We start from the raw sequence: 18,949 nt of genomic DNA, 5'->3' as shown, positions 1-18,949 counted from the left end.
GGTGAAGATGATGATTCAACTTGCAGGAATACAAACTGGAAAAATTTATTTTGTTGGCAAGAACAAAAGTGAAACGAGTCAGTGGTTGCTGAAAACATTTAACGATAATAAAAAGTTACGAAAGCATTATCCAAATGAATTTTTGAAAGATGATCAGATTATGCCAGAACCAATGTTATTAATTCGAAAGAAAGACCACGAATAATGGATCTTATTAATCAATACAGTGACATCATCCTCAAGAAAATCATGACAAAGATTCAGAAAGACAAAAAAGCAAAAGGACGAGCGGAATTAGTTAAGTTGGAAATGGCTGAAACTGGTTCAGGAGTTCGAACCGCTCGACATTGGAAAGCAGCGTCTAATATTGAATTTTATTACAAAGAGATTCAAAAAGGGTTCGATCAGATGCGTGAGCTGGATCAGCAAACAGGTTGGAGTCAGAAACTTAATCAAGACCGTTTCAAATTTGTAGAGAAATATAAAGAGATATTAGACGAATACATGGGGGACAGCGAATGAAAGTCTATATTGTGGCGATAACTAGTGGACAATACATGTTTCCAGTTGGAGATGGAAAGCTATATAAATCAAAATCGGCAGCAAAGAAGTTTTGTGATCAATACAATCAAAAGCTACCTGTTGCTACTGAATCGAAAGCAAAAGTGTTGGTTGCAGACAATTGGCATGAGGAAAGAGAGGACAGCGAATGACACCGAAATTTCGAGCGTGGGATAAAAAAACAGAAACTATACAAGAGGTAGAATCAATATCTTTCAAAGAAAAAAAGCTAGTAATCGGTCAAGGGAATGTCGCTTGGTTTAACTCTGATTATATTAGAAATTTTGATGATATTGAACTTATGCAATCCACAGGACTGAAAGACAAGAATGGTGTGGAGATATTTGAGGGGGATATTGTAGCAGTCGAAAATCATCCTTTTCAAAGAAAAGAAGACAGTAGTGCAGGCATGGAGATCGAAGGAGATTATGCAGTTGGATGGAATCAACACGACTTAACATGGTGTGCCGGAGATTTGTTATTAGCTAGGCTAAAGCCTTATGTAAGGGTCATCGGAAATATATATGAGAATCCTGAGTTATTGGAAGAAGTGAAGGAATGAAATTCTTAGATTTATTTGCAGGCATTGGCGGATTTCGATTAGGTATGGAATCCGCTGGACACGAATGCATAGGATTTTGCGAAATTGACAAATTTGCAAGAGCTAGCTACAAAGCAATTCATAACACTGAAGGAGAGGTGGAGATGCATGACATCACAACAGTATCAGATGAGTTTGTTCGAAGAATCGGAAGTGTCGATGTTATCTGTGGAGGATTTCCGTGCCAAGCTTTCTCAATTGCAGGAAAGCGAAAAGGTTTCGAAGATACTAGAGGAACTCTCTTCTTTGAAATTGCAAGGTTCGCATCTATTCTCAGACCACGCTATCTATTCCTTGAGAACGTCAAAGGACTCCTCAATCACGAAGGAGGGGCTACGTTCGAGACGATCATCAGAGCCTTGGATGAACTCGGGTATGATGTGGAATGGCAAGTGCTTAACTCTAAAGACTACGTTCCACAAAACAGGGAGCGAGTATTCATTATCGGACATCTTAGAGGAGAACGTACCAGAAAAGTATTTCCTTTCTCAGGAAATGATGAACCGCTTGTTGAGTTACAAAGACAACAAAACTCAGTCAATACAATCACGGCAAGATATGGAGAAGCAACAGGAGTCGAATCGTACGTTATTGAAAGTAAACAGCAGAAACAAGTAGCGATACCAGTTCTTACGCCTGATCGCTTAGAAAAAAGGCAAAACGGTAGAAGATTTAAAAATGACGGTGATGAAATGTTTACTCTAACTGCACAGGATAGACACGGAATAATGGTTGCTGGGAAATTACCTGGAAATCACGATCAAAATTCGAGAGTTTATAATCCGAATGGAATAGCACCGACGCTTTCTACCATGCAAGGTGGTGGTCAAGAGCCTAAAATCATTCAGAAGCCACGGGGATACAATGAAGGCGGTATTCATGAGATCGCACCAACCTTATCGTCAAACAGTTGGCATGAAAACAACATTTTAGAAAATGGATTTCAAATCCGTAAACTAACCCCACGCGAATGTTGGAGATTACAAGGTTTCCCAGATTGGACATTTGATCTAGCAAAAGAAGTAAACAGCGATAGTCAATTATACAAACAAGCTGGAAACAGTGTGACTGTGCCAGTGATTGCGGATATAGCGAAGAGACTATGAAGGAGGAACAGCGATGAACATACAAGAAGGAATCAAAGAATTAGAAAGCATTAAAATGAAAAGTGAAGACATGAGAGCGGATTGTTTCAATAACGGTTTAAATGCTGGTATTACGGTAATGAAAAATAAGACATCACCTGTGTGGGCGATTAATCCATAATGTGATGATTGGTTTACTGAAGATGAATATATTGGATTAGACTTGGAGGAAAAAGAATGATTTATTCTATTATCTTTATTGTATTTTTTGTTTATATGCTAGTAATCATCCAAGAGGGGAACAAGAAATAATAGGAAAGACGAACAATAAATTCTGGCCAATTTTTATTAAATAGTCAAAATCGAACGAAATGTTGTTGTGGAAAAACAATTGTATGGAAAAATAGAAAATAAAAAAGCCGGATTCCTCCGACTTTGGTTAATAATTCTGACACAATTATTATATCATAATTGGAGGAATCAATGGATGGTACTTTTCGATGTAAAGAAGTATGAGACACCAGAGGCAAAAGATGTGGATATGGAACGCACGAAACACAATGTCGCTGTATTCCTTTCCGCATATCTGTCAGCTAGATGTAGGGTAGGTCAACCTCGTGAACCTAAGGTAACAGCATCTTACTCCTTGGTTCCGCCTTCTACAGCAAATAATACATTTGAAGCAGAACGAATGATGATTGAGAAAGAGGAAGCACAAGAGGAATTTGAGTACTTGCACAAATTATTTATTCGTGGCTATTCAGCAATTCAGCATCCACATAAACCTGATATAACAGAAAGACGGAAAAAGATATTCTACGATCGCTATATCAACGGTATGTCAATTTATGTAACTGCCCAAAGAAATAATACGAGCGAGGAATCTGTTAAAGCAGAATCAAACAAAATCATCATTCAATTTGCTTCTTCCTTAGAACTGGTTGCTTTTAAGTAGCCAGTTTTTACACTTTTTATACCCATTTACTAACCAAATACTTTCCTTTTTATACCTTTTTTGTACCAATCAACTACCTAGCAAGTGATTTATTATGATAGTGTCGAAAGATTGCGAAAAAGGATCGACAAAATAAACGAAGGGAAGAAATCTCTCTCATCGTTTTAAATTATGCTTTGATAGACAGCAACTAATCAATCGCAAAAATATGAAAAAGGAAGTGAAAACCTCCTTTACTTTCCATTGTTTATCTATATCAACTGGTTGCTGTCTGTTTTGATATAAAAAAATTAGCTATCATCAAAAGATAGCTAGCAATACAATTATTTTTTACTGCAACAAGAACGACAACAGTATTTGCATCCAGAAACATTTAAATTTGGTTTTTTGATACGAATATATCGGAGCGCTGATGAACATTCTATATAGTATCCAATTTCAATCGAATGATTTTTGTCAGGGGCATATGGACAGTCTATTTCATGTAGTATGTGAGTATTATTTTTTGTAGGTGTTGTATCAATAACATAATTAGGCATATGAAAAACCTCCTTAATTAATTATATAACGACTAAAAATAATTTCGCAATACACTTATGTCGCTGTGGCGGAAATAGAGAGACGCGAAGGTGAAGGTAGGTTGCGTACGGCGCACTACTGGGACCTTGTACAAAACTAGAGCGGACTAGTGCATGAGTGGTGCAATCCCACTCCAGCGACTTTGGGTTTGCGGTACAAGATCCCGAAAGTAAAACCGCATTGAGATTGAGTAGTAGTGGAGGCAATCAGACCCATATACTATTCTATGGCTACTACAAGATGAATAGGCAATCTCAATTATATAGCATGCTAGAGCTATACCTCATGAGCTCCTCTGAGGTGTAGTTTTTACATATTAGATCACTCGTTGAGTGGTCTTTTTATTTTGAAAGGAGTTTTATCTATGAATGATTTTCATGAGGCTGTACTTACTTTTGATGTTACATCGGGTATGGGTCAAGTTTATAAAAAAGCAATTGAAGCTGAGAATAGTCCTAATGGGTTGAGAGATTATTGGAATGGTAATTATGCACATGTTGAAGTAGTAAACGAAAGCACAGGTTTTGAGTTTTTAGTAATAACGTTACTATCTCACACTTTACCTAATCTGCAGGAAACTGTTAAGTGGTATGAACGAATGGGTGCAAAAGTAATCAGTACAAATTACAAAGGAGAGAATCAAAATGGTATTGAAAAAAATTAGATCATCAATTACTGGAACTGAGTACTGGGATTCAGAAAATAAAAAGATTGTTGTGGTTCCGAAAGGGCAAGAACCTAACTTTGATACAAGCGAACAATCTGATATGACTGTAGTTGCCAAGGCGATTGTTGGCGATGGTGTCTTGTTCAAGGGAGATGAAGAAATTCAGTTGTCAGGAGAAGAATTAGAAAGTAATGGAAACGCCACTGCTGACTTTGATGGAGACGAAGTTACTAAAGCTCAGTCTGGTGAAGAAACAAATGAACTGGATAACATGACTGCAAAAGAATTGCGTGCATATGCTAAGAAACATGGTATTGATATTCCTGGCGCTATCCGTGCAAAAGGCGACATCCTAAAATTTATCCGTGAAGCAGAATGAAGTATTGTCAGTTTGACGGATGTACGAACAAGATAGCAAAGGGAATATATTGTACTGAACACAAGCAATCAAGTAAATCACGTAAGAAGAAGCAACAAGCAAAGTCTGTTTATCATCATGAGAACAAACCATTCTATCGAACACAGGCATGGAAGGACATGCGTCAATTTATTTATGAAAGAGAAGGTGGACACTGTCAGCGATGCGGTCAGTTCATCTTCGGCAAAAGGGCACACGTCCATCACATTGTACCCATCAAAGACAATGAACTGCTTAAGCTTGATCCAAACAATCTCATGCTTTTATGTTCAAAATGTCATCCAATTGTTGAAAATGAAACGGAAGACAAAAAAGTTTTCCCTTCGTATTTCAATTGAAGCCCCCCTATCCATTTTCAAAATTTTTTCGCGTGGGGAGATAGGGTAGCGGGGAGTCACGCGCATCGTTAGGTCAAATTTTTCAAAAACAAAGGGGGGTGTATACAAAAATGACGACTAAAGCGCAACGTAAAGCGATTATTGATGAAAAAGTAAGTGCTGAAAAAGCTCGTATTTTAGAAATAATGCGTAAGTCTGATTTGTACACTATCACTCTTGATCCGTTGATTGAATCATATCTGGATATTTTTGAAATATACCAACATAAATATTTATTGTGGAAAGAAAAAGGTTTTCCAGAAACTCAAAAATTCACGAATAAATCAGGTGCTACTAATCAATCAAAACATCCGTTAGCGCAACAAGTAGAAACTTGGGCTGATAAGAAAATGAAAGCTCTGGATTTATTAGGATTAACGAACAAAGCAAAAAATGGTAGACAAATTACTGGAGGATCGACTGCAAGAAAAGATGAAGAAATTACACGTCCGGAAGTAAAAACAGTAGATGAACTAGCAGCGCACAGAAATAAATGGCGTAAGAAGGCAGGTGCTGAAAAATGATTGAACCTGGTGTAAATTATGCTGATTTATTTGCAAAAGAAGTAAGAAAGCAACCTAAGAAGTATCCTAAAACCGTTCGTTTAGCAATAGATCGTTGGTATAGGTGGAAAAAAAGAAAAGACATTTGGTTTGATGTAGATCGGGCGAATGAAATGATGGATTGGGTAGAAACATTTATTGTTCACACAAAAGGAGAAATGGTGGGAAAACCATTTCTTTTAGAATCCTGGGAAAAATTTATTTATTCTTGGATTTATGGTTGGGTTAAAGAAAATGAAAAAGGCCAAATTGTTCGCGTTACTCGTGAGGCTTATGTTCAAATCCCAAAAAAGAATGGTAAAACATTGATTGCCGTAGGTTCATTAGGATATGCAATGTACGGTGAAGGTGCTTTATCAGTCGATTGTTATGCGTGTGCCTCTGATTTTGCTCAAGCTCAATATGCTGCTAAACCTTTTGCAGCTACCATCTTAAACAATCCAATTCTACTTGAAGGAACAAAAATATTTAAAGGACCAAAGGGAACTGTTTCTAGTATCACTTATGACTATATTCATAAAGATATGGCTTACTCGAATAAATTTATTGTTCAAACGAAGAATATTGATAACATTGAGGGTTCAAATCCATATTTTGTGTTGAATGATGAATTGCATAAGCAAGAGAAAATGGAACAGTATGACAATTTTAAGTCTGCTCAAATATCTTTACCACAGCCATTGATGTTTAATATCTCAACTGCTGGGAAAGGTTCGTCGTCTGTTGGAATGCGTGTATATCGAGAAGCAAAAGAAGTGTTGAAACGTGATGATAATGATTCAAACTTTGTTCTAATCTATGAGCCAAATAAAAATTATGATTGGACGGATAGAAAAGTCTGGGAAATGTGCAATCCTAACTGGGGAATATCAGTCGATTTATCTGCTTTAGAATCAGCATTTAAAACGGCGCAACGGTCAGCTCATTCCAAAGCTGAATTTCTAACGAAACACTTGGATGTATTTGTGAACGGCGCGGATAATTTCTTTGAACAGGATCAAGTAGAGCCATGTTTAGTTACCACACAAGAACTTGGTGATTTAAGTGGCGAACCATGTTATATCGGTTTAGATTTATCACGTACACGAGATTTGACCTGTGTATCTTTAAACTTCCCAACATGGGATGAAGATGGTAAAGCGGTTCTTAAAGTAAAGCAACTTTATTTTATTCCGAATGAAGATTTAGAGTTTCGAGAAAAAGAAGATAATGTTCCTTACAGTGATTTGGCTGAACAAGGTTTCGTTGAATTTTGCGACGGAAAAATGATTGATCAAGATCAGATTTTGCAGTACATAGAGGACTGCATGGATTTATATGATATTCAGCAAGTGAATTATGATCCAGCAATGAGTGATAAACTTGTTGAGAAATTAGAAAACTTAGGATTGGAATGCGTTGAGGTTGCCCAATATCCTAAAGTATTGAATGCACCTTTTGACGATGTCGAACGGTTGTTTTATGAGAAACGGATTCAATTTGATAATCCATTATTCCTTTATTGCACTTTGAACGTTGTAGCAATTACTAACATCAATGGACAAAAAGCGCCAAGTAAACGTCAATCAAAGAAAAAGATTGATGGGTTCGTGGCGTTTTTGTGTGGTCATAAGGAAACGATGAATCAAATGACCGATATTGATTCGGATGAGTTAGATGATTATCTAAGTTCCATTTATAGATAAATAGAAAGGCGGTGAGAAAAATTGAAATTACGTGATCGGTTATCGAATGCAGTCTATTCTTTTATGGAAAAACGTGGATATATCGAGGATATTTTTGGACACTACACACGTTATGGTCAAAGATATGTGACGGATTCATCTATCATGGAATCTTCTGATGTTTATGAATTAGTTCAAGACATATCTAATCAGGTGGCATTGGCCACACCAATTGTTATTGGTCCCGACGGCAACGAAGTCAAAGATCATCACTTACTAAATATTTTGAAGAGTCCCAATGATTATTTGACCGGATTCGAATTTACCAAATTGGAAACAAATACCCTACTGATCAACGGTGAGACATTTCCATTAACAGATCGGGACCAGCTTCATTTGGCATACGGTGTAACCACTAAAATCAATGAACGACTTCAAGAAGAATTTGAAATGAACGGTCAAAAAATACCTGGTCAAATGATTCGACACATTAAAAACATCGGAACTGATTCATTAAAAGGTGCTGGGATAATTGACCTTGCAAAAAACACTCTGGAAGGCGTTATGAGTGCTGAAAAAGTTTTGACGGACAAATATACAAAAGGCGGTTTACTTGCGTTTATGCTTAAACTGGACGCCCACATCAACCCAAATAATAGCGCCCAAACAAAAATTGTTAAAGCTATATTGGATCAACTAGAAGGAACGCAAAATGAGAGTGATCATTCTGTTAAGATGATTCCTTTGGGAAAAGGGTATTCCATCGAAACATTAAAAAGTCCTGTTGATGATACGGCTATTTTGAACTACTTAGGTGTTTACAAAAAAGACTTAGGCAAATTTCTAGGAATCAATGTTGATACGTATCAATCGTTGATGAAAACAGACATTGAAAAAGCAATGATGTATCTGCACAACAAAGCAATCAAACCAATATTGAAGAACAAGAGCGAACATTACACCGCTCTTTTTTTTATGCCTAATTCTGGCTATCGAGTGGAATGGAAAATTAACATTTTGGATTTTGTTCCTTATTCCACAAAAACAAATATCGGATACAACATTGTTCGTACTGGGATTACAAGCCCAGATAATGTGGCAGAAATGCTTGGTTTCCCTAAACAAAACACTCCAGAAACACAAGCTATTTATATTTCAAATGATTTATCTAAAATCGGCAAGAAGCATGCAACAGATGATTCTTTGCCTACGAATAACCAGAATTTGAAGGGAGGTGATGGAAATGAAGAAGAAGGAAATTCGAACGATTGACATCACCGATCTTTCAACACGTTCTGATGAAGAAACACAAACAAGAACGATTAGTGGTTATGCAGCAGTTTTTAATAGTCCAACAAGATTATGGGAAGACTTGGACGAAGTGATAGCTCCTGGTGCTTTTTCAAGAGCTGTTAGCAGTTCCGATGTTCGATGTCTTTTCAATCATGATTGGTCCAATGTATTAGGACGCACAAAAAGCGGCACACTACGTCTATCAGAAGATGAGCGTGGGTTAAAATTTGAAGTTGATCTTCCGGATACAACAGTTGCTAGGGATTTGATCAAATCGATGGAACGTGGCGATATCAATCAATGCAGTTTTGGATTCATACCAACTGAAGAAACATGGGATTATAACTCTACACCAATGCTTAGAACAATTCACGAAGTGGAATTGTATGAAGTTTCTATCGTGCCGTTGCCAGCATATGAAGATACCGAAGCCGCTTTAAGAAGTAAGGAAGACTTAGAAAAAGTAGTCGAAAAAAGAAAAAATTTAATCAAAAAAATCAATCAAGCACTAGGAGCTTAGGAGGAAAAGATTATGGATAAAGAATTATTAAAAAAACTGAAAGCGCGTCAAGAGCAAAGACTGGAAGAATTACGTGGAAAAATCGAATCTGGTGAATTGCGTGAAGCAGACATCGACGGCGTGCAACAAGAAATTGATGCAGTCATTGAAGAATTAAATGGAATCAAAGATGCGTTGGAAGATGATGGTGACTCTAGTGGTACAGGAGAAGGAAAAGATGATGGAGTAGGCGATGAAAGTGCTGATCCTGACAATCGTTCTAGTGATGAATCTAATTCAGATGGTGATGATGAAGAAGGAGAAGATAATCCAGAAAATCGTTCGGGGATGATCACACAAGAACAACGTGATGGATTGTTAGACTCCATTAAATCAGGATTGGAGGCAAGAAGCAAAATGACCAAGAAACAAAAAGATCAACAACTACGAAAAGCATTTGCTAATTTTGTAATTGGAAATATTTCTGAAGCAGAAGCTCGAGCTTTAGGGATTGAAGCTGGCAACGGTTCAGTTACTGTCCCAGAAGTAATTGCATCTGAAGTTATTACTTATGCTCAAGAAGAAAATTTACTTCGTAAATACGGAACAGTGGTGCGAACATCAGGTGATGTAAAATATCCAATTCTTGTGAAAAAAGCAGACGCGAATGTCAATAAGAAAGAACGTTCAACTGATATTACTGAGACAGCTATTCAGTTTGATGAAATTTTACTTGATCCGGCTGAGTTTGATGCATTGGCAACAGTAACTAAGAAATTACTAAAAATGTCTGGTGTTCCAGTTGAAGATATTGTTGTCGAAGAATTGAAAAAAGCTTATGTACGAAAAGAAATCAATTATATGTTTAATGGAGATGATGCTGGAAATGAAAATCCAGGTGCATTGGCTAAAAAAGCTGTGTCATTTGAAAAACCGTTAGATTTGACTGCTCAAGGTGCTGGACAAAAATTATATGATGCATTAATTGAATTTAAAAATACACCAGTGACAGAAGTAATGAAAAAAGGTCGCTTTATTATTAATCGAGCTGCTTTGACTGCTATCGAAAAAATGAAAACAGACGATGGATTTCCTTTATTGCGACCATTCACACAAGCAGAAGGTGGAATTGGTTACCAATTAGTTGGCTATCCTGTAGATTGGACAGATGCAGCGGATAAAAAAGGTGAACCAGATACGCCAGTTTTATATTTTGGCGATTTTTCTGCATTCAAAATTCAAGAAGTTATTGGTGCCTTAGAGATTCAAAAACTTATTGAGAAATTCTCTGGTAAAAATCAAATTGGATTCCAAATTTACAATTTACTAGATGGACAATTGGTTTATTCTCCGTTTGAACCGGCAGTATATCGTTATGAAATTACAAAACCGGTTGGTGATTAAATATGATTATTCAATCATTAAAGGAAAAATTTAAAGCACATATTCATTTTGAAGAGGGTATGGATGATTCCTTACTCTCTTTTTATTTAGATATGGCTAGAAATTATGTTGAGATAGCAACTGGTGGGCAACAAGAATATCTTATTCTAATGGTTGCAAGCATTGCTTATGAATATCGAGTTTCAGAAGATGAACTAGATAAAGCAATGAATGCTATTACTCCATTTATTGTGCAAGGAGCAATTCAAAATGCCGAAGAGACAAACTAACAATTTCAGATGGAGAGCAGAGTTGCTAGATATCAAATCAGGGACTGACGAAAATGATCGTCCAACTACAGTTTACGAATTTAAGCGTCCAATATTTTATGAGGAACTCGGTGTGACTTCTCAAGAAAAATATTTATCACAGCAAGTCAAGACAGACGTTGTCAGAAGAATAAAAGTCAGATGGGATAAATCTATCACAGAAAAATTAAGTGCGCTCAAAATTGATTCTGTGACATATAACATCACTCGAATTTATACTAATCCAGATACAAGAGAAATGGAGTTGAGTTTAGCTTATGTCGACTAGTTTCAATGAATTGATAAAAGTATTGAAATCAACTAAGTTACCGGTGTTCAGAGATAAGGCCGCATTAGGAACGACGTATCCATATATCGTGTATTCAAATGTGAGTATTAATAAGAAAATGGCTTCCGGAAAAGTATACAAAAAGATGCCATATTATCAAATCTCTTTCTTTACGTTAGGAACAGAACAGGACTTGGTTATCATTGAACAAGCTTTGGAAAAAGCAAGTATACCTTATGCTGATTTTGTGGGTATACAAGGTGAAGAGAACGACGATACCATAACTAACTATTACTCGTATGTGAGGTGTATGGAAAATGGCCAATAATGCGAACGGATTTGCTGAGATGGCGGATTATTTAGGAAATCTTTCAAAGGTAGATCCGAAAAAAATATCAATAGAATCTTTAGAAGAAGCTGCTAATTTTTACATGAAGCAACTATTGCCTAAGATACCTAAGTCGTTATTAAAGAAAAAACATATGAAAGATCATGTAAAAGTTGTAGTAGAAGATGATCGAGTAAAAGTCCAATTTGAAGATACAGCCTTTTATTGGCGTTTTGCCGAAAATGGGACAACAAAGCAACGCGCTCAACATTTTGCAAGTGGAACATATGAGCAAAATAAGCAACAGATTGAAGAGATTATGACAAAGAAAATTATTAAAATGTGGGAAGGGTGATTTAAGTGGGAAAGCAAGATACTTTCTATTTTGAAGGATTAGACGATATATTGATTGGCATGATGACTACTCCTGATACTGTTGGAGAAGCACCGACTTATAGCGAGATTGTTCGTTTACCAATTGCTACAAAATTAGGAATAAAGGGAAATGGAACAGCTCTTGAAAAATGGGCATCTAGTAAAATGTTTCGGCGTGTAAGTAGAGAAACAAAACATGAGTTAGCTCTGGATCATGTAGGAATTCCAATTGCTGTTATGGACGAATTGAAAGGTTTGATTGCTGAAAGTGGCGTAACTTTTGGTAGAAATACCGCTCGTGAATTTCCTTATTTTGCATTTGGTTTTATTGGAAATATTGAAAACGGTGGAAAGAAAGCTGTTTGGTATCCCAAAACACAGTTGTCCAATGTTATTGATGAAGAATATGCTACTGCTGATGATGAGACGAAAATTGATGATGTAACTGCGAACTTCATTTCATCTGGATTGAAGTATAACAACGTAATGTATTCAAGCTTTGATTCAAATAGAGACGGAGCTTCTCTCGAATTATTTAATAAATTCATTGCTCAACCTGTATACGATGAAGAACAGTGGAAAACATTGGCTAAAGTTGGAGGTGCAGGTTAATGGCTCGGTTATCTGATTATGGAATTCACGTTGAAGACTTAAAAAATTCTGCTACTGTCACTATTCAAGGTGTAGAATTCCCTATCTCATTTACTATGCAAACAATGGAATTTATAGCAGATGTATATGGTGGAGATTATTCGCAATTCGAATCTGATATGAATGCCATGCTATACAAAAAAGAAGGAAAAATTTCTTCTGCTAACTTATCGCCTAGTGACTTAAAAATCATGCGTGCCTTGATTTATGCAATGTTGCGCACTGGTGGTTTAGATGAAAATCCAGAAACTATTTTTAAATTCTTAGGAATGAGTGGAGAGGTGTTGTCTGCTTATAGTACCTGTATGGAAATTTTTGCTAGTCAGACATTTCAGGTAGAAGACCTAAAAAAATCCAAGAAGCCACAAGACTTTCAAAAAGCGCAAGCAAAAAGAAAGAAAAACAAAAAGAATCGGAAGAAATAGGAACTCCTTGGAGTTTTTATATTTATGTTGCTCTCACTCTATTAAATTGGAGTGAGAGTTTCTTTTTGAAATCTACGCCTAACTTGTGGCTGAAATCATACCTACAGTGGTTACAGCAAAATACTGAGTTTGAGCCACCTCAATCTATAACTATGGATAAGAGTCCTTGGTGGTAGGAAAGGAGCGCTAAAATGTCAGGGAAAGAATCAGATGTTGTTTTAAATTTTAAAACGAATGGCGAAGTTAGCTATTCAAAAACAATTAAAGAAATCAATAAAGAAATGAACTTAGCAGCTACCGAGTACAAAAACCAAGTGTCTGCCATGGATAAGAATGCAACTCAAACAGAGAAATTAACAGCTACTAAGAAAAAATTAGAAAAACAACTTTCTTTAGCAGAAAAGCGAACCCAGATGTTAAGGGAAGAGTATGAAAAAACAGTTAAAGAAACTGGTGAATATTCAGACCAATCTCAAAAACTCTATAAAAGACTTTTGGAATCTGAAACAGGAGAAAATAAACTGCGTTATGCATTAGAGCAAACTAATGATGCATTAAAAGAACAGGGAAATGTTTCTGTTGATACCGCAAAAAAACTTCAAAAAATTGAAGGAGCTGGCGAAAAAGTTAAAGGTGTTGGTGAAAAAATGTCTATTGGCGTAACTGCACCAATTGTTGCTGCAGGTGCTGCAGGACTAGCAGCTTTTAGTGAAGTAGATGAAGCTCTTGATACTATTATTACTAAAACCGGAGCAACAGGTGATCAAGCTGATAGACTATCGCAATCTTTTGAAAATGTTGGTTCAAATACTCACTTGCCTTTACAAACGGTAGGAGAAGCCATTGGCGAAGTAAATACTCAATTTGGATTCATGGACAAAAAACTGGAAGATTCCACCAATTATCTCCTACAGTATGCTGAAATCAATGATACAGATGTTTCGCAATCGGCTATTTTTGCTCGACAAGCAATTGAGGCTTATGACATGTCTTATGATGATTTAAATTCTGTATTAGATGTAACAACAAAGACAGCTCAAAATACAGGGCAATCTGTAGATGATTTAATGCAAAAGGCGATTGATGGAGCCCCTCAAATCAAACAACTAGGATTGAGTTTTGGTGAAGGTATTACATTAATGGGGCAATTCGAGCAAGCTGGTGTTGATTCTAGCGCAGCTTTGAGTAGTCTATCTAAAGCCACAGTTACCTATGCTAAAGATGGGAAAACTTTGTCACAAGGACTTGGAGAATTGCAAGATAAAATTAAAAATGCAAGCTCAGAAACTGAAGCAATTAATGCAGCCGCCGAAATTTTCGGTAATAAAGGCGGTCCTCGAATGGCTGATGCAATTAAAAGGGGGACTCTTAATCTAGAAGATTTAGCAAAAGTTGCCTCAGAAAGTGGTGGCTCTGTTGGTTCTACTTATGAAGCTACACTTGATCCGATTGATAAGGCAAATATGGCCATGAACAACGCAAAATTAGCAATGGCATCTGTGGGAGAAAGCGTACAAATAGCTTTGTTGCCTTTTTTCGAATTGGCAATAGATGCATTGCAACGATTTAAAATTTGGCTTGATTCACTTGATCAAGGGCAAAAAAATATGTTAGTAACAATAGCTTTAGTAGTAGCAGCAATTGGTCCACTATTAGTGATTTTAGGAACACTTATGGGTTCAATTACTAAAATTGTTAGTGGAGTTAAATCTTTTATAGGGATTTGGCAGACTTTATCTGGTTTTCTTGCAACGAATCCGTTTGTTTTAGTAATCGCAGGAATAGCTTTATTGATTGCTGGATTTGTATTGGCATATAACAAAGTGAAATGGTTTCATGATGGAGTTAATGCATTTTTCAAAGGCATTTCAGATGTCGCCGTAGAAGTTTTTAAATTTATAGGTGGCTATATTTCTGGTGTTTTCGAAGGAATAGTAGTTAATTTCATGAATTTTTATAATGCAGGAAAGAGGATACTGACAGGATTTATTGACTTTATTACTGGTATATTTACAGGTGATTGGTCAAGAGCGTGGCAAGGTTTGGTTGATATTTTTGGCGGTATTTTCGATGGTATTGTTGCTGTGGGAAAAGCTCCTATTAATGCCATGATTGGTTTGATTAATGGTTTTATTGGTGGACTGAATAATATCAAAATACCAAAATGGGTTCCTGGTATTGGTGGTAAATCATTTTCTATATCCAAGCTCCCATATTTAGCTCAAGGTGGTCATTTAATCAATGGACAAGCGATTGTTGGTGAAGCTGGACCAGAGTTATTAACTGCTAAAAATGGAAAAACTACTGTGACTCCATTATCTGACGAAGAAAAACGCAGAGGTATCGGTGGAAAAGTTTCTGGTGGTAATATCGAGCAACATATCCATATTGGCAAAGTTGATGCAAATAATCCATCGGAATTAGATCGAATGAACCGTAAATTTGCAAGAGCTAATCGACAAGCTATTTATGATTTGGGAGGTGTTCCGGAATGAGTCAACGATTCATGAAACCAGATGAGCCGAATTTTATCTGGAAAAACTTAAATGCTACGCTTGATATGAATTGCATTATTGAAAGCGAGTTGCCTGAAATAATGCCAAACAAACGCTATGAAACGTATACGGTACAAGGCAGAAACGGCGAACTAACTGAAACATTCGATGATTATGAACCGTTCAACCTTGAAATCGAAGGGATCACCATTCCGCATTCACGGCTGAGAGAAGTTAAACGTTGGCTGACAGGGAAAAGTCAATTAATCACTCACAATGATCCAGATAAATATTTAGATGCTATCTGTAGCATGAGTAAAGAAATTCTGTTCGAAAATGAATGGGGCTATTTTTATACCTTTGATGTTACTTTTCGCTGCCAGCCTTTCAAAAGAAAAGTTGGCGAAACACCTAAAAACTTCAACGTGTCTAAAGTTGAAATTTATGATCATGGAGACGAAAAAGCCCAACCATATCTTGAAATTGATTCAAAAGGTGGGGACATTTCAATAAAAATCGGCGATCGAACGTTAACTGTTTTAAACACTGTAACTGGAACTGTGGCGGTTGATACTGAACTGGGTAAAGTTGTTCAGGAAGGTTTATCGCTGTTTACAAAAGGCGATTGGCCGATTTTGACACCAGGAAAAAACACCATCGAATTATCTGGTAAGTTCAATCAAATTCGATTTTGGAATAGGAGTGTGTATCTGTGACAAAAGAATTTATTTATGCTTATGACAAAATGCCAGATGATTTATCTGTGAATGGATTTTCTCTGGTTGATTGGGAAGACTTGCCAGAAATTAATCGAGTGTTAAACGGTCAGTATCGTTTTTATGGAAATTACGCTAGGAATGGTCAATATCGATCCTATTTGAAAAAAGGAAATTTTTTAAAAGCAAAAGTTCCTGATGGTTCATGGCAATATTTCGAAATTTACAATATCAAAAAGAATTTGACTTCGGTATCTGTTACGGCTCGTCATATTGGATTTATGGCCAACAAAAATTTCATCGTGGAATCATTTACTAGCAATGGGAATGGCACGCAAATTATGAATAGCTTAAAAAATAATTTGGCGTTCAAACAAAAATTCAATTACCTGTCAAATGTCGGAACCACTCATCAATTCACTGCGAAGCAAGTCGCACCAGTTGAAGCTATTATTGGTTCGAACAACGGAAATCAAAATTTGACTGGTGTTGCTAGTGCAGAATTGGACATGGATAATTACAATTTAAATCTAGTGAAGCAGATCGGTGCAGATAACGGATTTCGCATTGATTTTGGTGTCAATTTAGAATCAATCGAAGAGGAAATAGACGAGGAATCTATCGTAAATAGTCTGTTTCTAGTTGGTGGTGTTCCTGATAATGACTATGACCAGGACAAAGAACCAATTTCGTATGGCTATTTAGAGGTGGCAGGCGTAACAGATGAAAACCGCAGAATCGGTAAAAGAGAAAATGCCGATTGTAAAACTATTGATGAGCTTATTAAGTGGGGGAAAACACTATTTGATAACGACAGAATCCACGAACCAAAAGCCACTCATCAGGTAAGCATGGTTTCGCTTGAGCATACGCTCGAATACGGTGAAATGTATCGAAAGCTTTCAACTCTAAGCTTTGGTGATGTCGCTCACGTGAGAGCGAAAGAGCTAGATATCGAAATAAAAGAAAGGGTCGTTGAATATACCTATTTTCCAACGTTAGGAAAGTATAAAGACCTCGTTTTAGGCAATGATCTATCTCTTTACACATCGACAGTTAATTCGCAAACTCAAGAACTCAAAAAGAAAATTGATAATAGGACAGAAACATTAGTACAGAATGTACTAAATGCAACGGCATGGATCACTGGGAATTCTGGTGGACATGTCGTTTTTCGTCCAGAGAAAGCACCATCCGAGATACTTATTATGGATACTGATAATGTGGCTAGCGCAAAGCGTGTTTGGCGATGGAATTTGAATGGTTTAGGTTATTCAGATAATGGCGTAAATGGCCCATTCGGTATTGCTATCACATCAAAAGGAGAAATTGTTGCTGACTTCATCAAAGTAGGAACAATAAATGCAGAAGTATTCGAAACTTCCTTTAATGCTTATGGTGATGTGTTAAAACTTGTAAAAGGCACACTTCAAATTTGGAATGAAAACAAAAAAATCATGGAGCTAACCAAAAAAGGTATGGAATTTTGGAATTCTAAGGGTTCAATTGGAACGATTGGAACAACTGATTCTGCTGGTAATCCTTTTCCTGGGGCTTCTACTCCAACCCCTATTGAAGATAATTCTTTAGTTATTCGTACAAATGGAGACGGCAAATATATTTTGATTTCTCCTAAAGTCGGTAAAGGATTAGTTTTATTAGGAAATGGTAAAGCAATTTATTTTGGAGACTTAGATGTACAAGGCAAACTCACAGTCAACGGAAAAGAAATCACAGGGAACAACAGTGGAGGAAGTGATCCTGGAACTATCCCTCCTCAATTGACGACGGAAGCTGAAAAAAGAGCATGGAAAATTTGGACAATGCTGAAAGCTCGTGGCTATTCTGAATATGCAGCTGCAGGTATTCTAGGAAATATTCAGGGGGAAGTTGGAGCAAGTATGAACCCTGATACAGAACAACTTGGTGGTCCAGCTTATGGGATTGTTCAATGGGATGGTTCTGCTTATCCGTTAGTCGGATCACCAACTTGGCACGGACGAGAGTATGTTCAGCGTTTGATGAACACCGCAGGGATTCAAGAAGATTATCGAAGTATTGAAGCCCAAGTAAAATTATTAGATTGGTGTATGTTCAACGGTCAATGGCTCGGAAAAGTAAATCCAACCACAGTATCAGGATTTAAATCGATCAATGATGCCAAAAGTGCAGCATATGCTTTTGAAATGAACTTTGAACGTCCAGCTTCTGCACATCCAGAACGCCAAAATTATGCCCAATCTTGGTATAACAAATTACATGGATTAACTAGTCCAGAACCTGGAGGGAATTTCATTTGTCCAATTCAAAAACCAGTGACAGTTACTTCAGAATGTGGATGGAGAACTAGTCCAATAAATGGCGGCCAAGAATTTCATAATGGAATTGATCTTGTAAATGGAAATCCTAATACACCTGTTTTTGCAGCATTAGATGGGGAAGTTGTTCAGGCTGGTGCTAATTATTATGACTGGTATGGTAATTACGTGGTTATTAAACATAATAATGGGAAGTGGACAGGTTATGCTCATTTGTCTCGTATTGATGTTTCTGTTGGACAAAAAGTCCAGAAAGGTGCTCAAATAGGCTTGATGGGAACAACTGGTCCATCTACAGGAGAACATCTACATTTTCAAATTATGAAAAATTATTGGCCACAGCCAGTTGTTGATTTTGAGAATCCAAGAAATTATATCCAATTTTAAGGTGGTGATTCT

Annotated in this window: 24 protein-coding genes; all 24 read left to right on the top strand. The window is 36.7% G+C overall.

From position 1 onward, the window contains the following. Positions 1-7: 7 nt before the first annotated feature. The 24 genes from IGL28_RS08355 (at position 8) to IGL28_RS08240 (ending at position 18,937) form a co-directional block, all read left to right on the top strand. Entirely contained in the window at positions 8-205 is a 198-nt protein-coding gene (locus tag IGL28_RS08355; protein ID WP_178309261.1) for a hypothetical protein, read from the top strand. Beyond that, positions 205-522, top strand: a complete 318-nt coding sequence (locus IGL28_RS08350; RefSeq protein WP_178309260.1) for a DUF1140 family protein — start codon at positions 205-207, stop codon at positions 520-522. Before IGL28_RS08355 ends, IGL28_RS08350 begins: the two co-directional genes overlap by 1 nt. After that, positions 519-713: a hypothetical protein gene (locus IGL28_RS08345; protein ID WP_139438621.1), complete on the top strand. Its 195-nt coding sequence runs from the start codon at positions 519-521 to the stop codon at positions 711-713. Before IGL28_RS08350 ends, IGL28_RS08345 begins: the two co-directional genes overlap by 4 nt. After that, positions 710-1,123 (top strand): YopX family protein, encoded by a 414-nt coding sequence (locus IGL28_RS08340; RefSeq protein WP_368026539.1) that lies wholly within the window; start codon positions 710-712, stop codon positions 1,121-1,123. The genes IGL28_RS08345 and IGL28_RS08340 overlap by 4 nt, the downstream gene beginning before the upstream one ends. Continuing rightward, positions 1,120-2,268: a DNA (cytosine-5-)-methyltransferase gene (gene dcm / locus IGL28_RS08335; RefSeq protein ID WP_368026537.1), complete on the top strand. Its 1,149-nt coding sequence runs from the start codon at positions 1,120-1,122 to the stop codon at positions 2,266-2,268. Before IGL28_RS08340 ends, dcm begins: the two co-directional genes overlap by 4 nt. Before the next feature lie 13 nt (positions 2,269-2,281). Then, positions 2,282-2,428 carry a hypothetical protein gene (locus IGL28_RS08330; RefSeq protein WP_226062951.1) on the top strand — a complete coding sequence of 49 codons (147 nt, stop codon included), beginning with the start codon at positions 2,282-2,284 and terminating at the stop codon, positions 2,426-2,428. A gap of 306 nt (positions 2,429-2,734) precedes the next feature. Then, entirely contained in the window at positions 2,735-3,202 is a 468-nt protein-coding gene (locus tag IGL28_RS08325) for an ArpU family phage packaging/lysis transcriptional regulator (protein ID WP_010720123.1), read from the top strand. Positions 3,203-4,145: 943 nt separating this feature from the next. After that, positions 4,146-4,445, top strand: coding sequence for a hypothetical protein (locus tag IGL28_RS08320; RefSeq protein ID WP_081201986.1), 300 nt, complete (start codon positions 4,146-4,148; stop codon positions 4,443-4,445). After that, positions 4,426-4,827, top strand: a complete 402-nt coding sequence (locus IGL28_RS08315; RefSeq protein ID WP_081201988.1) for a hypothetical protein — start codon at positions 4,426-4,428, stop codon at positions 4,825-4,827. The genes IGL28_RS08320 and IGL28_RS08315 overlap by 20 nt, the downstream gene beginning before the upstream one ends. Continuing rightward, on the top strand, positions 4,824-5,204 hold the full coding sequence (locus IGL28_RS08310) for an HNH endonuclease (protein ID WP_002317345.1): 381 nt from the start codon (positions 4,824-4,826) through the stop codon (positions 5,202-5,204). Before IGL28_RS08315 ends, IGL28_RS08310 begins: the two co-directional genes overlap by 4 nt. 110 nt (positions 5,205-5,314) lie before the next feature. After that, positions 5,315-5,767, top strand: coding sequence for a P27 family phage terminase small subunit (locus tag IGL28_RS08305; RefSeq protein WP_368026565.1), 453 nt, complete (start codon positions 5,315-5,317; stop codon positions 5,765-5,767). Next, positions 5,764-7,491 (top strand): terminase large subunit, encoded by a 1,728-nt coding sequence (locus IGL28_RS08300; protein ID WP_368026536.1) that lies wholly within the window; start codon positions 5,764-5,766, stop codon positions 7,489-7,491. Before IGL28_RS08305 ends, IGL28_RS08300 begins: the two co-directional genes overlap by 4 nt. Positions 7,492-7,554: 63 nt before the next feature. Beyond that, on the top strand, positions 7,555-8,742 hold the full coding sequence (locus tag IGL28_RS08295; protein ID WP_368026564.1) for a phage portal protein: 1,188 nt from the start codon (positions 7,555-7,557) through the stop codon (positions 8,740-8,742). After that, positions 8,714-9,283, top strand: coding sequence for an HK97 family phage prohead protease (locus tag IGL28_RS08290; protein ID WP_368026535.1), 570 nt, complete (start codon positions 8,714-8,716; stop codon positions 9,281-9,283). The genes IGL28_RS08295 and IGL28_RS08290 overlap by 29 nt, the downstream gene beginning before the upstream one ends. Positions 9,284-9,295: 12 nt before the next feature. Beyond that, entirely contained in the window at positions 9,296-10,666 is a 1,371-nt protein-coding gene (locus IGL28_RS08285) for a phage major capsid protein (RefSeq protein WP_368026534.1), read from the top strand. 2 nt (positions 10,667-10,668) lie between these two features. Continuing rightward, the gene (locus tag IGL28_RS08280; protein ID WP_081185164.1) at positions 10,669-10,935 is read left to right on the top strand and encodes a head-tail connector protein; all 267 of its coding nucleotides are present in this window, start codon (positions 10,669-10,671) and stop codon (positions 10,933-10,935) included. Then, on the top strand, positions 10,916-11,242 hold the full coding sequence (locus IGL28_RS08275) for a phage head closure protein (protein WP_368026533.1): 327 nt from the start codon (positions 10,916-10,918) through the stop codon (positions 11,240-11,242). The genes IGL28_RS08280 and IGL28_RS08275 overlap by 20 nt, the downstream gene beginning before the upstream one ends. Continuing rightward, on the top strand, positions 11,232-11,570 hold the full coding sequence (locus tag IGL28_RS08270; protein ID WP_226062914.1) for a hypothetical protein: 339 nt from the start codon (positions 11,232-11,234) through the stop codon (positions 11,568-11,570). The genes IGL28_RS08275 and IGL28_RS08270 overlap by 11 nt, the downstream gene beginning before the upstream one ends. Beyond that, entirely contained in the window at positions 11,560-11,925 is a 366-nt protein-coding gene (locus IGL28_RS08265) for an HK97-gp10 family putative phage morphogenesis protein (protein ID WP_368026532.1), read from the top strand. The genes IGL28_RS08270 and IGL28_RS08265 overlap by 11 nt, the downstream gene beginning before the upstream one ends. A gap of 5 nt (positions 11,926-11,930) precedes the next feature. Beyond that, a complete protein-coding gene (locus IGL28_RS08260) occupies positions 11,931-12,557 on the top strand; it encodes a major tail protein (protein ID WP_368026531.1) in 627 nt (208 codons plus the stop codon). Further along, a complete protein-coding gene (locus IGL28_RS08255; protein WP_034867627.1) occupies positions 12,557-13,021 on the top strand; it encodes a hypothetical protein in 465 nt (154 codons plus the stop codon). The genes IGL28_RS08260 and IGL28_RS08255 overlap by 1 nt, the downstream gene beginning before the upstream one ends. Before the next feature lie 191 nt (positions 13,022-13,212). Continuing rightward, positions 13,213-15,516: a phage tail tape measure protein gene (locus tag IGL28_RS08250; protein WP_368026530.1), complete on the top strand. Its 2,304-nt coding sequence runs from the start codon at positions 13,213-13,215 to the stop codon at positions 15,514-15,516. Beyond that, on the top strand, positions 15,513-16,232 hold the full coding sequence (locus tag IGL28_RS08245; RefSeq protein WP_438843945.1) for a phage tail protein: 720 nt from the start codon (positions 15,513-15,515) through the stop codon (positions 16,230-16,232). The genes IGL28_RS08250 and IGL28_RS08245 overlap by 4 nt, the downstream gene beginning before the upstream one ends. Further along, positions 16,229-18,937 (top strand): phage tail tip lysozyme, encoded by a 2,709-nt coding sequence (locus tag IGL28_RS08240; protein WP_368026528.1) that lies wholly within the window; start codon positions 16,229-16,231, stop codon positions 18,935-18,937. The genes IGL28_RS08245 and IGL28_RS08240 overlap by 4 nt, the downstream gene beginning before the upstream one ends. The last annotated feature ends 12 nt before the right edge of the window (positions 18,938-18,949 follow it).

It is taken from the genome of Enterococcus sp. AZ077 (assembly GCF_051714965.1).
GTDB lineage: Bacteria > Bacillota > Bacilli > Lactobacillales > Enterococcaceae > Enterococcus_B > Enterococcus_B hirae.
This window is presented reverse-complemented; position numbering and strand designations above follow the sequence as displayed.

Coding starts and splice junctions, on each gene's coding strand:
- IGL28_RS08295 (WP_368026564.1), top strand. CDS start 7,555: ATGGAAAAACGTGGATATATCGAGGATATTTTTGGACACTACACACGT.
- IGL28_RS08285 (WP_368026534.1), top strand. CDS start 9,296: ATGGATAAAGAATTATTAAAAAAACTGAAAGCGCGTCAAGAGCAAAGA.
- IGL28_RS08280 (WP_081185164.1), top strand. CDS start 10,669: ATGATTATTCAATCATTAAAGGAAAAATTTAAAGCACATATTCATTTT.
- IGL28_RS08270 (WP_226062914.1), top strand. CDS start 11,232: ATGTCGACTAGTTTCAATGAATTGATAAAAGTATTGAAATCAACTAAG.
- IGL28_RS08310 (WP_002317345.1), top strand. CDS start 4,824: ATGAAGTATTGTCAGTTTGACGGATGTACGAACAAGATAGCAAAGGGA.
- IGL28_RS08325 (WP_010720123.1), top strand. CDS start 2,735: ATGGTACTTTTCGATGTAAAGAAGTATGAGACACCAGAGGCAAAAGAT.
- IGL28_RS08320 (WP_081201986.1), top strand. CDS start 4,146: ATGAATGATTTTCATGAGGCTGTACTTACTTTTGATGTTACATCGGGT.
- IGL28_RS08345 (WP_139438621.1), top strand. CDS start 519: ATGAAAGTCTATATTGTGGCGATAACTAGTGGACAATACATGTTTCCA.
- IGL28_RS08340 (WP_368026539.1), top strand. CDS start 710: ATGACACCGAAATTTCGAGCGTGGGATAAAAAAACAGAAACTATACAA.
- IGL28_RS08315 (WP_081201988.1), top strand. CDS start 4,426: ATGGTATTGAAAAAAATTAGATCATCAATTACTGGAACTGAGTACTGG.
- IGL28_RS08265 (WP_368026532.1), top strand. CDS start 11,560: ATGGCCAATAATGCGAACGGATTTGCTGAGATGGCGGATTATTTAGGA.
- IGL28_RS08355 (WP_178309261.1), top strand. CDS start 8: ATGATGATTCAACTTGCAGGAATACAAACTGGAAAAATTTATTTTGTT.
- IGL28_RS08350 (WP_178309260.1), top strand. CDS start 205: ATGGATCTTATTAATCAATACAGTGACATCATCCTCAAGAAAATCATG.
- IGL28_RS08255 (WP_034867627.1), top strand. CDS start 12,557: ATGGCTCGGTTATCTGATTATGGAATTCACGTTGAAGACTTAAAAAAT.
- dcm (WP_368026537.1), top strand. CDS start 1,120: ATGAAATTCTTAGATTTATTTGCAGGCATTGGCGGATTTCGATTAGGT.
- IGL28_RS08245 (WP_438843945.1), top strand. CDS start 15,513: ATGAGTCAACGATTCATGAAACCAGATGAGCCGAATTTTATCTGGAAA.
- IGL28_RS08305 (WP_368026565.1), top strand. CDS start 5,315: ATGACGACTAAAGCGCAACGTAAAGCGATTATTGATGAAAAAGTAAGT.
- IGL28_RS08300 (WP_368026536.1), top strand. CDS start 5,764: ATGATTGAACCTGGTGTAAATTATGCTGATTTATTTGCAAAAGAAGTA.
- IGL28_RS08250 (WP_368026530.1), top strand. CDS start 13,213: ATGTCAGGGAAAGAATCAGATGTTGTTTTAAATTTTAAAACGAATGGC.
- IGL28_RS08330 (WP_226062951.1), top strand. CDS start 2,282: ATGAACATACAAGAAGGAATCAAAGAATTAGAAAGCATTAAAATGAAA.
- IGL28_RS08275 (WP_368026533.1), top strand. CDS start 10,916: ATGCCGAAGAGACAAACTAACAATTTCAGATGGAGAGCAGAGTTGCTA.
- IGL28_RS08290 (WP_368026535.1), top strand. CDS start 8,714: ATGAAGAAGAAGGAAATTCGAACGATTGACATCACCGATCTTTCAACA.